This is a genomic window from Archangium lipolyticum, from assembly GCF_024623785.1.
GTDB lineage: Bacteria > Myxococcota > Myxococcia > Myxococcales > Myxococcaceae > Archangium > Archangium lipolyticum.
Genome location: NZ_JANKBZ010000001.1, coordinates 700,276 through 712,405 on the forward strand (window position 1 = coordinate 700,276; position 12,130 = coordinate 712,405).

The following is a 12,130-nucleotide window of genomic DNA, read 5'->3' on the forward strand; positions in this document are numbered from 1 at the left end:
AGCACGGACTCGTATCGGACCCGACGCTACGTCCGCTCATGCTCCTACGACCCGTGGGAGAGACGACACGAGGCGCCCGTGGAAGGCGCCGCATATCGGACACGAGGCGCGTGCGTGCTATGCCCATGTCATGGCACAGGGGCCACAAACCTTTTCAGAGCTCTCGCAGTACACCCTCGATCGCCACTCCATCCGGTTGCTGCCAGAGCCGTTCTGCCGCCGCCACACGGTGGTGGTGCTGGGCAGGTTCGACGCGAAGACGCCCGACGCCCCCGTCACCGTCGGCATGTTGGATCCCGACAACAAGACCCTGCGGCTGCGGCTCGCCGACATCCTCCAGCGGCCCATCCAGCCGGTGAAGCTCAACCGCTACGAGATCGACAAGGCGCTGGCGACCGGCTTCGGCACCGGGGCCCAGGCGAAGGCGGACATCGTCATCCGCGCGCGCCCCCCATCTCCGCATCCCCCCACGCCCGTCGAGCTCGTGGACGACATCCTCGCGGGCGCCCTCGAGCGCAAGGCGTCGGACATCCACATCGAGAGCTACCTCGATGACGTGGACCTGCGCTACCGCAGTGATGGCATCCTGCACCAGGCCTACACGGACATGGATCCCCAGACCGTGCAGGAGGTGGTGAGCCGCATCAAGGTGCTCGCCGGGATGGACATCACCGAGCGCCGCCGGCCCCAGGACGGTCGCATCCGCGCCGTCATCACCCGGGGCGAGGAGGAGCGGGTCCTCGACTTCCGCGTGAGTGTGGTGCCCAGCCCCGGTGGCGAGGACGTGGTCATCCGCGTGCTCGACTCGAGCGTGGGGCTCGTGCCCGTCAACAAGCTGGGCATGAACCCGGCCATGGAGACGCTCTTCCTCCAACTCCTCTCCAACCCCGAGGGCCTCATCCTCGTCACCGGTCCCACGGGCAGCGGCAAGACGACCACGCTCTACGGGGCGCTCGCGCAGCTCAACGATGGGCGCAAGAAGATCATCACCGCCGAGGATCCCATCGAGTACTACGTCCCCAAGGTGAACCAGAAGCAGGTCAGCCCGCAGATGAACCACGCGGCGCTGCTGCGAGCCCTGCTGCGGCAGGATCCGAACGTGATGCTCGTGGGGGAGATCCGCGACCTGGAGACGGGCAGCATGGCGCTCAACGCCGCGGCCACCGGCCACGTCGTCCTCGGCACGCTCCACACCGCCGACGCCGTGGGCGCCGTGGGACGGCTGCGAGGCCTGGAGCTGGACGACTCGGACATCGCGGACTCGCTGCTCGCGGTGCTGGCGCAGCGGCTCGTGCGCCGCATCTGCCCGAGCTGCGTGGCGCCCGCCGAGCCCACCCGGAAGCAGAAGGAGGTGCTGGGCTCGCTGCTGGACGGCCTCCAGCCCCAGACCGGTCTCGGCTGCGAGGAGTGCCGCCACACCGGCTACCGCGGGCGCACCGGCATCTACGAGCTGCTGGTGGTGGACGCGCCGATGCAGGATCTGATCGCCACTGGAGCCCACGGAGCCCAGCTCCGCCGTCACGCGCGTGAGCACGGCTTCCGCACCCTGGTCGAGGACGCGCTGGACAAGATCGCCGCCGGACAGACCACGCTCGCGGAGCTGGTGCGCGTGGTGCCCTACCGGCAGATCCTCACCCTCCGCGAGGAGCGACAGCAGGGCCGGGGTGTCGAGGACTGAGCGGTGTCCGCCCCGGGCCGCTCACCGGAGCAGGAGCACCAGCGCGGCCACCCCCAGCGCGAGGAGCACCAGCAGCACCCCGAGCGCCCGCGAGGGAAAGGCGGAGACGTTCAGGGAGGCGCGCACGGGCTTCCGGGGAAGGGGCTCGGGCGCCTCGTACGGTTCCTTCGAAATGCTCAACCGGAGCTGGACCGATGCGGACAGACCGCGCCCCAGGTCCTCGGGCCGCACCGGCTCTCCGTTGATGATGAGACGGGGACGCCCGGGGGAGGCCGGTTCGGAAGTCTCGGTGGGCGGGGCGGGCGAAGCCGTCATCTGCCTCCCACTCTAACCCGCGGGAGGGAACAAGCTACTTGCCTGGAGCCGGAGCGGGGGTGGGAGCGTCGCCCGGCGTACTCCCCTTCTCCGGCCATTGCCCACGGGAGGCATCACAATCCCGGCGCGCTCCCCTGCCCGGCGTTAATCTCGGGGCATGTGGCGGATCCTCAACCCCAACAAGCTGAAGATGCCCTCCGCGGAGGAGGCCCTGCCGGGCCGTTCCACGCGGATGCAGGTTCCCAAGAAGCACTTCGTCAACGGCGCGCCGTTGGAGCCCCCCTTCCCCGAGGGCCTGGAGCAGGCCGTGTTCGGGCTGGGCTGTTTCTGGGGCGCCGAGCGCAAGTTCTGGCAGACGCCCGGGGTGTACTCGACCTCGGTCGGCTATGCCGGAGGCCACACTCCCAACCCCACCTATGAAGAGGTGTGCTCGGGCCGCACGGGGCACACCGAGGTGGTGCTGGTGGTGTACGACCCGAAGAAGGTCTCCTTCGAGACGCTCCTGAAGGTCTTCTGGGAGAGCCACGATCCGACGCAGGGCATGCGCCAGGGCAACGACGTGGGGACCCAGTACCGCTCGGCCATCTACTGGTACACGGACGCGCAGAGGAAGGCGGTCGAGGCCTCGCGCGAGGCCTACCAGAAGGTGCTCGGCGCGGCGGGCTACGACACCATCACCACGGAAGTGCGCCAGGCGCCCGAGTACTACTACGCCGAGGACTACCACCAGCAGTACCTGGCGAAGAACCCGAACGGGTACTGCGGTCTGGGCGGCACGGGGGTGAGCTGCCCCGTGGGCGTGGCCGCCGCGCCCTAATCCGCGCGCATGGCCTCCACAGGATCCAACCTCGCGGCACGCGCCGCGGGGTAGATGCCGAACACCAGGCCCACGCCCGAGCTCATCACCAGCGAGAGCATCACCGCCCAGCCGGGCACCACGGTGTTGAAGCCCAGCACCCAGCGCGAGAGGAAGGCCAGTCCGAAGCCCAGCCCCACGCCGATGGAGCCACCCAGCAGCGACAGCATCACCGCCTCGGTGGCGAACTGCCCGAGGATGCGCCACTTGCGCGCCCCCAGCGCCTTGCGGATGCCGATCTCCTTCGTCCGCTCCGTCACCGACACCAGCATGATGTTGAGGATGCCGATGCCGCCCACCACGAGCGACAGCAGGCACACCCCGAAGCTGGCGATCGTGATCACCTGGGACAGACTGTTGAAGGTCTCGGTCATCGACTCGTTGGTGCGCACCTCGAAGTCGTTGGGCTCCAGCGGCGCCACGTCGCGGCGGCGGCGCAGCAGGTTCGTCACCTCGTCCTGCGCCTTCTGGAGCAGATCGGGCTCCAGCGCCTGCACGGACAGGCCCACCGAGCGCACCTTGCCGTAGAGCTGCTCGTACGCGCGCATGGGCATGATGATCAGGTTGTCCATGCTCTGCATGCCCAGGAAGCTGCCGCGCCGCTGCAGCACACCCACCACGGTGAAGGGCCGGCCCTTGATGCGGATCTCCTGGCCTATCGGCTCCATGGCCGGGAAGAGCGCGTCCACCACGTCCACGCCCACCACCGCCACCTGCCGCCCATCCACCGCGTCCACCTCGCCGAAGAAGCGCCCCTTGGCGATGGTGATGCCGCTGGTGTCGATGTAACTGGGCGTGGCGCCCGTGATGCGCACCGACGGGCGCGTCTCCGTGGTGGAGGTGGACACCTTCTGCCCACCCTCGGTGTCCGCCGCGGACACCGTGCCCACCGAGGGGCAGGACTCCTGGATGGCCCGGAGATCCTCCAGCGTCAGGTCCTTGCGCTTGGCGTACTTCTGCCAGTTCACCCGGCCGAAGCCCGAGGGCCACTTGCTCACCTGGAAGGTGTTGGCGCCCAGCTGGGACAGATCGTTGTTCACCTTGAGGCGCAAGCCCTCGATGAGCGCCATCATGGTGATGACCGTCGTCACGCCGATGACGATGCCCAGCAGCGTCAGCAGCGAGCGCAACGGGTTGCCCAGAAAGGTGCCCAGGGCCAGGCGCAGGTTGTCGGCCACCGCCAGCAGGTTGGCCTCGAAGCGTCGGAACATGGGTGTGCTCACTCGTAGCGAAGCGCTTCCACGGGGTCCAGGTTGGCGGCTCGCGCCGCCGGCCAGATGCCGAACAGCAGCCCCACCAGCGCGGCGAAGCCCACTCCGCCGAAGACGGTCATCAACTGCACGTCCGCCGCCAGCGGGGAGATCAGGGACACCACCTTCGCCGTCCCCAATCCCACCACCGTCCCCAACAGTCCGCCCACCGCGGACACCGCGGAGGCTTCCATGAGGAACTGCAGCACGATGGTGCGCTTGCGCGCCCCGAGCGCCCGCCGGATGCCGATCTCCCGTGTCCGCTCGCGCACCGACACCAGCATGATGTTCATGATGCCGATGCCACCCACCAGCAGGGTGATGAGACCCACTCCCATCGCCACGCCGTAGAGCGCCCCGGTGAGCTGCTGATACGTCTGGGCCAGCATCTCCGGGCGGTTGATGGAGAAGTCGTCCGGGGTCCCCGGCGGAGTGTTCCGCACGCGGCGCAGGATACCCACGAGCTGGTCCTCCGCCTTGTGCATGTCCTCCGAGTTCTCGATGGACATGGCGATGTTGAAGCCCCGGCTCTTGCCGAACGTATTGAAGAACGTCTTGAAGGGCACGAACACCACCAGATCCTGATCCTCGTCCAGCAGCTTGCCCTTGCGCGCCAGCGTGCCCACCACCAGGAAGGAACGGCCCTCGACGCGGATGGAGCGGCCAATGGGATTCAACCCCGGGAACAGCCCCTCGGCCACCGAGGCGCCGAGGACCGCCACCGGCCGCGTGACGGCGTCGTCCGCTTCGGTGAGGAAGCGCCCGGCCGTCACTTCGTAGCTGGCGACGGTGAGGTACTCGTGCGTCACTCCGGAAAGGTCCACCGCCGAGAGCTGCTCGCCTCCGAAGCTCACGTCCGCGTTGCGGCCCACCACGGGCGAGATGCCGGAGAGGTAGGTCGACTGCGTGCGGATCTGCTCCAGCTGCGGCAGGGTGAAGTTCTTCCGGTTGCGGTACCGCCACCAGTCCCCCGTCATGACCCAGGGGTACTTGGAGACGTAGAGGGTGTTGGAGCCCAGGGAGGCCAGCTGCTTCTCGAAGGAGCTGTTGAGTCCCTGGATGATGCCGACGATGGCCAGCAGCGTGGCCACGCCGATGCCAATGCCCACCGTGGTGAGCACCGTGCGCATCCGGTTGGCCCCGAGCGAGTAGAGCGCGATGCGCGCCCCCTCGAGCACATCCACTCGCGCCGTGCCCTTCATGCGCCCCCCGCGGCCTGGGCCGGCGGCGCGTGCGTGTCACCGTGGGCCACCTCGCGCCCCACGCCGTCCGCGACGATCTGCCCGTCACTGAGCCGGATGGCCCGCGGGCAGCGCGCCGCCAGCTTCGGCTCGTGCGTGACGAGCACCAGCGTGTTGCCCGCGCGGTGCAGCTCCTCGAAGAGCCGGACGATCTCCTCGCCCGTGGCCGAGTCCAGGTTGCCCGTGGGCTCGTCCGCCAGGAGCATGGAGGGCTCGGCCACCAGCGCCCGGGCGATGGCCACGCGCTGGCGCTGACCACCCGACAGCTCGTTGGGCCTGTGGTGCATGCGGTGATCCAGGTGCACCTTGGCCAGCGCGGCCTTGGCCCGCTCGCGCCGCTCCTTGGCCCGGATGCCCCGGTACACCAGCGGCAGCTCCACGTTGGCGAGCGCCGTCTCGCGGGGCAGCAGCTGGAACGTCTGGAAGATGAAGCCGATCTCCACGTTGCGCACGATGGCCAGCTCATCGTCCGTCATGCGCGACACGTCCTTGTTGTTGAGCAGGTACCGGCCGCTGCTGGGCGTATCCAGGCAGCCCAGCACGTTCATCAGCGTGCTCTTGCCCGAGCCGGACTGGCCGATGATGGCCACCCACTCGCCGCGCGAGATGCCGAAGGAGACGCCTCGCAGCGCGCGCACCTCCTCGCCGCCCACGTGGAAGACCCGGGTGACGTCCTGCACATCGATGAGCCAGGGGCTCCTGGCGCCGTTGGCCTCGCTCACGACTTCTTCCCACCCGGACCGCCCTGCTGCGGCTCGCGGATCGCATCGCCGTGCTTGAGTTCCTTGGACAGCGTGCGGTACGGGCCCTCCACCACCCGGTCCTCCGGCTGGATGCCCTCGAGGATCTCCAGGTCCGTGTCGGAGGCGATGCCCGTGCGCACCCGGCGCAGCTGCACCTTGTTGTCCGCGTCCACCACGAAGACGACCTTGGCCAGCGTCTCCGCGCGGCGGGCCACCGCCAGGCCCCCGCCCTCCACCGCCGGCTTGTAGTCCGGCAGGCTCTTCTCCGGACGCACCGTCACCGACTGGATGGGGACGAGCACCGTGTCGTCATGCGTCTCGGCGGAGATGCGCACCTCGGCGCTCATGCCCGGCAGCACCCGAGGCGGCCTCGAGCTGAGCGCCACCGTCACCGGGAAGGTCGTCACCTCCGCCTCCGTGCCCGGGTTCTTGATGAGCGCCTTCTGGGCGATCTCCACCACCGAGCCCTGGTAGGACTCGCCCTCCAGCGCGTCCACGGAGATCTCCGCGGGCTGGCCGGGCTTGAGGTGCACCACCTCGTGCTCGCCCACCTCGAACTTCACCTCCATGATGTTGAGCGCGGCGATCGTCATCACCACGTCCTCGGAGAGGTCCGAGCCACGCACCCGCTCGCCCACCTCGCGCGACAGCTCGATGACGTTGCCGTCGATGGGCGACAGCATCGTCGTCTTGGAGAGGTTCGTCTGGGCCTCGTCATACACGGCGGAGGACTGGGCCAGGCGCTGCTGGGCCGCCCCCACCCGCCCCAAGGCCGAGTCCCGGGCCGCCTTGGCCTGCTCCACCTCGGCCGCCGAAGCCAGGCCCTTCTTTCCCAGCTCCTCCACGCGGGCGAGCTCCGCCGAGGTGCGGTCCGCCTCCACCTGGGCCACCTGCAGCTCCGAGCGCGCCGCGTTCTGGGCCGCCAGCGCCTGCTTCACCGACGCCTCGTACCGCTTCCGGTCGATGCGGCCGAGCACCTGGCCCTTCGTCACCCGATCCCCTTCCTTCACCAGCAGCTCCATCAGGTCGCCGGAGAGGCTGGAGGAGATCTTCACCGTGGTGGCCGCCTGCACCTTGCCAGCACCGGTGATGGTGCGGGTAACGGAGCCCTTGCGGGCCTTCGTCACCTGTACCTCCACCATGGGAGGGGGCCGGTCCTTGAGCCCACCAGCGGTGATGGCCGCCCCACCGAGGAACAGTCCGCCTGCGATCGCCGCCTTCCACCACTTCATTTCGCTTCTCCCGGGGCCAGAGTGCCCATGGCCCGCATCAATCCGAAGCGGGCGATTTCGACGTTGATCCGATTCTCCAACAGGGTCAGCTCGGCCTGCGTGAGCTTGAGCTGCGCGTCGCGCACCTCCAACGTCGAGCTGACGCCCGCGTTGAAGCGCTCCTCGGCGAGCGTGAGGGCGTCGGCGGCCGCCTTGCGGTTGGCCTCGGCCAGCTCCGTGGAGGTGATCTGCGCCTGCAGCGTCACGTGTGCCTGGCGCACCGCGCCCTCCAGCTCGCGCTCGTTCTGCTGCAGATTCAGCTCCGCCACCCGGCTCTGGTACTCAGCCCGGCGCGTCTGCGCCTGTGTGGAGAAGCCGTTGAAGAGATCCCACGACAAGGAGATGCCCCCGGACGCGGAGTTCTGCCGCCGCAGCGAGGAGAAGACGACCCCCGGGGTCGAACCACTGCGCGAGAAGCGGCCCTGGAGGGAGACGCGCGGCAGGTAGCCGGCATTGGCGATGCTCTCCTGCAGCTCCGCCGCGCGCAGCCGCTGGCGCAGCGCCGCCAGCAGGGGCCGGCGGGTCCTCGCCTCCTGCAGCACCTGCTCCAGCGAGGGCGCCGGCGCCGGAAGCTGGCCGAGCACGCCCGGATCCACCGCCTCCACGGCCTCCGCGCCCGGCATGGCCAGCCACGTCGCCAGCCGCGCTTGATCCGTGGCGAGCTGCGACTGCCGCGCCACCACGGCGAGGCGGTCATTGCCCAGGTTCACCTGCGCGGACAGCTCCTCGGCCTTGCCCACCCGGCCCGCCTGGAAGAGCGCCCGGGCGCGCTCGAGCTGCTCCTCGCTGCGCCGCACGTTGGCCTCCAGCACCTGGATGGTCGCCTGGGTGCGGAAGAGCGTGTAGAAGCGCTGGATGCCCTCCAGCTCGGAGGTGTCCTGCTGCTCGAGCGCCTCGCCCCGCTGCGCTTCCAACTGCGCCCCGCTCTGGGACAGCCGCGCCCAGACGGCCCGGTCATAGACGAGCTGGGAGAGGGTGAGGCCGAGATTGAAGCCGGTGGCCGTATTCGCGGTGGTCTCGCCCTCGGTCTGCTCGAAGACACCGGGCGCGACTTCCGTGACGTTATAGGCGAGCCGGGGGCCGGCATAGCTCGCGTTCGCCTCCACCCCGAACCCCAGCTGGGGCAGCAGCGACGAGCGCGCGATGCGCACGTCCTGCTCGGCGGAGGAGACCTGCAACAGGGCGGTCAGCGCCTGGACGTTCTCCCGGCTCCGGGCCCGGGCATCCTCCAGCGTCACGGGAGTGGCGGCGAGCACCGCGGCGAGCACGAGCGCGCTCATCGGCCACCTCCCGGACCACCCCGGCCACCCGGACCGCCAGGCCCTCCGGCCATCATCGCGGGCAGACCAATGGAGAACACCCCCACGTACAGCAGGTAGAGCCCCAGGCACAGCAGCAGCGCCCGGCCCTTGCGCATCCCCGTGGCCGAGGAGAAGCCCAGCCCCATCAGGCCCACGCTCCACAGGTTGAAGAAGTCCACCGCCCCCAGCACCTTCTTCATCTTGGGGGACAGCCCGTCCAACACCGCCAGGCTCGCGGGCACCAGCTCCGGCACGCGCTCCAGGGAGAGGGAGTGCTGCGCCAGCGCGCACACGGTGAAGATGAGGTGGTAGAGCGCGATGGGCAGCATCGCCAGCGCCGCCACCGACATGAGGCCGCCGAAGGGCGCCGACCTGTCGAACAGCCACGCCCACACCCACAACACCGCCGCCAGCAGCAGCGTCATCAGCGGCATCACGAAGACGCCCTTGGCGATCCCCGCCACCAGCGTCTTGCGCGTCGCGGTCTGGATCTCCTCGGAGATCTCCGTCTCCGTCAGCCGGTCGAGCTTGCCGGTCATCTGCAGTTCCTGCACCACCGCGGGACCGGCATTCCAGCGGAGGGAGAAGGCGGTCCCGGAGGCGGACACACAGACGACGAGGATCAGCAGGGGCCACAGCCAGCGGCGGGCCTCCACTGCGGCGCCTGTCGCATCGAGCGGATCCAGGAGCACACGGGCGGGTTGAACGATGGAGATCATAAGGTGCGTTGTCGGGGCAACGAGATGTACGCCCAGACAGGCCCGCCATTGCAAGCAGGCTGACAGTTGCCGCCCAACAGGGGAGCAAGCAGGCGGATTCCTGAGATTCCGTCACCTTGCGAGGAGGTGATGTAGCGACCTGTAGCGGAAATTTTGCCGCGAAGATCCAGAGGGTGTATGTGCTCGCCTGCTCGCCCGCCGGAGTACGAATGGTCGACAGCACGGATCTCGCTCAGGTTCTCCACGAAGCCAATGACATCGCTCAGAGCGTGGCACAGAAGCCTACCTCGGCCCACGTGTTGCTGGCCCTCTTCACGGTGGAGAACCGGGCGCAGCTCCTGCTGAAGGAGAAGGGCGTCGACGAGGACAGCCTGCTGGAGACGATGACGTCCCAGCCCACCGAGCAGGATGGGCTCGTGCGGGAGCTGTTCATGCGGGCCCGGGAGATCGCCCAGAACAGCGGGGCGCGCGAGGCGGACTGCCTCCACCTGCTCGTGGCCTTCACCCGGGTGCGCTGCGCCGCCAGCGAGCTGCTGACGCGCGCCGGCCTGCACCTCATCAACCTGGGCAACACCGCCCTCTCCTACTGTCTCAGCGGGAGCACGCCGCGGCGGTTCCAGCCGGGCCGCACCACCACGATGGCGGCCATGCCCCGGCCAACCCGTCCCCTGGGTGCCCCGCCCTCGGCTCCGCCCGCCTCCGCGCTCGCGGTGAGCATGCCGCGCCCCACGCTCGCGCCGCCCCGGGCTCCGTCCCGGCCCGCGCTGTCCCCGCGCGACCTCATCGACGAGGTGAACGAGGACGTGCTGGAGACCGCCGCCCCCACGCCGGTGCCCCCGGTGCCGACACGCACGCCTCCGCCGGTCCCCGCCTCCCTGGCCCCGGCAGCTCCCGCGCCCGCCCTGCCCTCCCCCAGCCCCACGCCCCGCCCGGCCGCTCCGGCCCGGGCCGCCACGCCGCTGGTGCTCGATGAGAAGCGCTTCCCCCTGCTCACCTCGCTCGGCCGCAACCTGAGCCGGCTCGGCCAGGAGGGGAAGTTGGATCCCGTGGTGGGCCGCGCCAAGGAGATCGAGGAGGTCATCGACATCCTCGGCAAGCGGCGCACCAACAACCCCTGCCTGCTGGGCGAGGCGGGCGTGGGCAAGACGGCCGTGGTGGAGGGCGTAGCCCAGCGCATGCTGGAGCTGCGCGGCACCCTGTCCGAGAAGATCCTCATCGAGCTGGACATGGCCTCGGTGGTGGCCGGCACGCAGCTGCGCGGCTCCTTCTCCGAGAAGCTCAACGCCCTCAAGGACGAGGTGCGGCGCGCCGATGGCCGCGTGGTGGTGTTCATCGATGAGATCCACACGCTGGTGGGCGCGGGCTCCACCGGCGAGGGGCCGCAGGACGCCGCCAACGAGCTGAAGACGGCCATGGCGCGCGGCGAGTTCCCCTGCATCGGCGCCACCACGCACGAGGAGTACCGCAAGTTCATCTCGCAGGATCCCGCGCTGGAGCGGCGCTTCACCCCGGTGGTGGTGCACGAGCCCTCGGTGCCCGAGACGGTGGAGATCCTCCAGGGCATCATCGGCCGGTACGAGGACCACCACGGGCTGCGCTACGCCCCGGAGGCGCTGGAGGCCGCCGCGTCGCTGGCGTCGCGCTACGTGACGGACCGCTTCATGCCGGACAAGGCCATCTCCGTGGTGGACCTGGCCGGCTCGCGCAGCCGCCGCGAGGGCAAGGAGCTGGTGGAGGCCTCGGACGTGGCGCGCGTGGTGGCGAAGATCGCCGGCCTGCCCGAGGAGCGCCTGTTGATGACGGACTCGGCGCGGCTGCTGAGGCTGGAGGCGGACCTGGGTGAGCGCGTCATCGGCCACGAGGAAGCCATCTCGCGCATCGCCCGCGTCATCCGCCGCAACTACGCGGGCTTCGCCTCGCGCCGGCCCATGGGCTCCTTCCTCTTCCTGGGCCCCACCGGCGTGGGCAAGACGGAGATGGCCCGCGCCCTGGCCGAGGTGCTCTTCGGCAGCAAGGACTCGCTGGTGCGCCTGGACATGAGCGAGATGGCCGAGAGCCACGGTGTCTCGCGTCTCATCGGCTCGCCCGCGGGTTACGTCGGCTACGGCGATGGGGGCCAGCTCACCGAGCCCGTGCGCCGCCGGCCCTCGTCCGTGGTGGTGCTGGATGAAATCGAGAAGGCCCACCGCGAGGTACAGCTGCTCCTGCTCCAGGTGCTCGAGGAGGGCCGCCTGACGGACGGCAAGGGCCGGCACATCGACTTCTCCAACACCGTCATCGTCCTGACGACGAACCTGGGCGCGGACGCCTTCCAGCGCGCGAGCCGCACCCTCGGCTTCGGCACTCCGGAGCAGAAGGGCCCGGCCACCTCGGACATGGACGCCGCCAGCACCGCCGCGCGCCAGGCGCTGCCCCCCGAGCTGTGGAACCGCATCGACGAGCGCCTGCCCTTCCGGCCGCTATCCGAGACGGAGGTGGCGCGGATCGCCCACCTGCTGCTGGCGGAGAGCAGCCGGCGGCTCGCCACGGAGAAGGGCATCGAGTACGTGGCCGAGCAGGAGGTGGTGAGCCACCTGATGAAGGCGGGCGGGTTCGACCCGAAGCTGGGTGCGCGGCCGATGCGACAGGTGGTGCAGCGGTTGGTGGAGGCCCCCCTCGCCGAGCGGATCCTCGCGGGCGAGTTCATGGCGGGCGACCGGGTCCGGGTGGCAGTGCAGGATGGGGAGTTGCAGTTCCTTCGCGAGAGCCGCTGAGCC

General features: G+C 69.8%; 10 protein-coding genes. 3 read left to right on the forward strand and 7 right to left on the reverse strand.

Features of this window, described 5'->3' with window-relative positions; all coding sequences use genetic code 11:
- Window positions 1–130: 130 nt before the first annotated feature.
- Window positions 131–1,678: a GspE/PulE family protein gene (locus tag NR810_RS02545; RefSeq protein ID WP_257447165.1), complete on the forward strand. Its 1,548-nt coding sequence runs from the start codon at window positions 131–133 to the stop codon at window positions 1,676–1,678.
- A 21-nt stretch (window positions 1,679–1,699) separates the two neighbouring features.
- Here NR810_RS02545 and NR810_RS02550 read toward each other — a convergent pair whose 3' ends face one another.
- Window positions 1,700–1,993, reverse strand: a complete 294-nt coding sequence (locus tag NR810_RS02550; RefSeq protein WP_257447167.1) for a hypothetical protein — start codon at window positions 1,991–1,993, stop codon at window positions 1,700–1,702.
- A 157-nt stretch (window positions 1,994–2,150) separates the two neighbouring features.
- On the opposite strand from NR810_RS02550, the gene msrA reads away from it, so the two are divergent.
- Complete coding sequence (msrA, locus tag NR810_RS02555) at window positions 2,151–2,810, forward strand: peptide-methionine (S)-S-oxide reductase MsrA (RefSeq protein ID WP_257447170.1); 660 nt, start codon at window positions 2,151–2,153, stop codon at window positions 2,808–2,810.
- Here msrA and NR810_RS02560 read toward each other — a convergent pair.
- The 6 genes from NR810_RS02560 to NR810_RS02585 are packed head-to-tail and all read right to left on the reverse strand — an operon-like array spanning window position 2,807 to window position 9,374.
- Window positions 2,807–4,036 carry an ABC transporter permease gene (locus tag NR810_RS02560; RefSeq protein WP_257447753.1) on the reverse strand — a complete coding sequence of 410 codons (1,230 nt, stop codon included), beginning with the start codon at window positions 4,034–4,036 and terminating at the stop codon, window positions 2,807–2,809. The two genes, msrA and NR810_RS02560, sit on opposite strands and share 4 nt — an antisense overlap.
- Window positions 4,037–4,068: 32 nt before the next feature.
- Window positions 4,069–5,301: an ABC transporter permease gene (locus NR810_RS02565; RefSeq protein WP_257447173.1), complete on the reverse strand. Its 1,233-nt coding sequence runs from the start codon at window positions 5,299–5,301 to the stop codon at window positions 4,069–4,071.
- A complete protein-coding gene (locus NR810_RS02570) occupies window positions 5,298–6,062 on the reverse strand; it encodes an ABC transporter ATP-binding protein (RefSeq protein ID WP_326522483.1) in 765 nt (254 codons plus the stop codon). Before NR810_RS02570 ends, NR810_RS02565 begins: the two co-directional genes overlap by 4 nt.
- On the reverse strand, window positions 6,059–7,315 hold the full coding sequence (locus NR810_RS02575; RefSeq protein ID WP_257447176.1) for an efflux RND transporter periplasmic adaptor subunit: 1,257 nt from the start codon (window positions 7,313–7,315) through the stop codon (window positions 6,059–6,061). Before NR810_RS02575 ends, NR810_RS02570 begins: the two co-directional genes overlap by 4 nt.
- On the reverse strand, window positions 7,312–8,634 hold the full coding sequence (locus tag NR810_RS02580; RefSeq protein ID WP_257447178.1) for a TolC family protein: 1,323 nt from the start codon (window positions 8,632–8,634) through the stop codon (window positions 7,312–7,314). The genes NR810_RS02575 and NR810_RS02580 overlap by 4 nt, the downstream gene beginning before the upstream one ends.
- Window positions 8,631–9,374 (reverse strand): YIP1 family protein, encoded by a 744-nt coding sequence (locus NR810_RS02585; RefSeq protein ID WP_257447181.1) that lies wholly within the window; start codon window positions 9,372–9,374, stop codon window positions 8,631–8,633. The genes NR810_RS02580 and NR810_RS02585 overlap by 4 nt, the downstream gene beginning before the upstream one ends.
- A 209-nt stretch (window positions 9,375–9,583) precedes the next feature.
- Here NR810_RS02585 and NR810_RS02590 point away from each other — a divergent pair, with 209 nt between their 5' ends.
- Complete coding sequence (locus tag NR810_RS02590) at window positions 9,584–12,127, forward strand: AAA family ATPase (protein ID WP_257447183.1); 2,544 nt, start codon at window positions 9,584–9,586, stop codon at window positions 12,125–12,127.
- Window positions 12,128–12,130 lie beyond the last annotated feature (3 nt).

Coding starts and splice junctions, on each gene's coding strand:
- NR810_RS02585 (WP_257447181.1), bottom strand. CDS start 9,374: ATGATCTCCATCGTTCAACCCGCCCGTGTGCTCCTGGATCCGCTCGAT.
- NR810_RS02550 (WP_257447167.1), bottom strand. CDS start 1,993: ATGACGGCTTCGCCCGCCCCGCCCACCGAGACTTCCGAACCGGCCTCC.
- NR810_RS02545 (WP_257447165.1), top strand. CDS start 131: ATGGCACAGGGGCCACAAACCTTTTCAGAGCTCTCGCAGTACACCCTC.
- NR810_RS02590 (WP_257447183.1), top strand. CDS start 9,584: ATGGTCGACAGCACGGATCTCGCTCAGGTTCTCCACGAAGCCAATGAC.
- msrA (WP_257447170.1), top strand. CDS start 2,151: ATGTGGCGGATCCTCAACCCCAACAAGCTGAAGATGCCCTCCGCGGAG.
- NR810_RS02575 (WP_257447176.1), bottom strand. CDS start 7,315: ATGAAGTGGTGGAAGGCGGCGATCGCAGGCGGACTGTTCCTCGGTGGG.
- NR810_RS02580 (WP_257447178.1), bottom strand. CDS start 8,634: ATGAGCGCGCTCGTGCTCGCCGCGGTGCTCGCCGCCACTCCCGTGACG.
- NR810_RS02565 (WP_257447173.1), bottom strand. CDS start 5,301: ATGAAGGGCACGGCGCGAGTGGATGTGCTCGAGGGGGCGCGCATCGCG.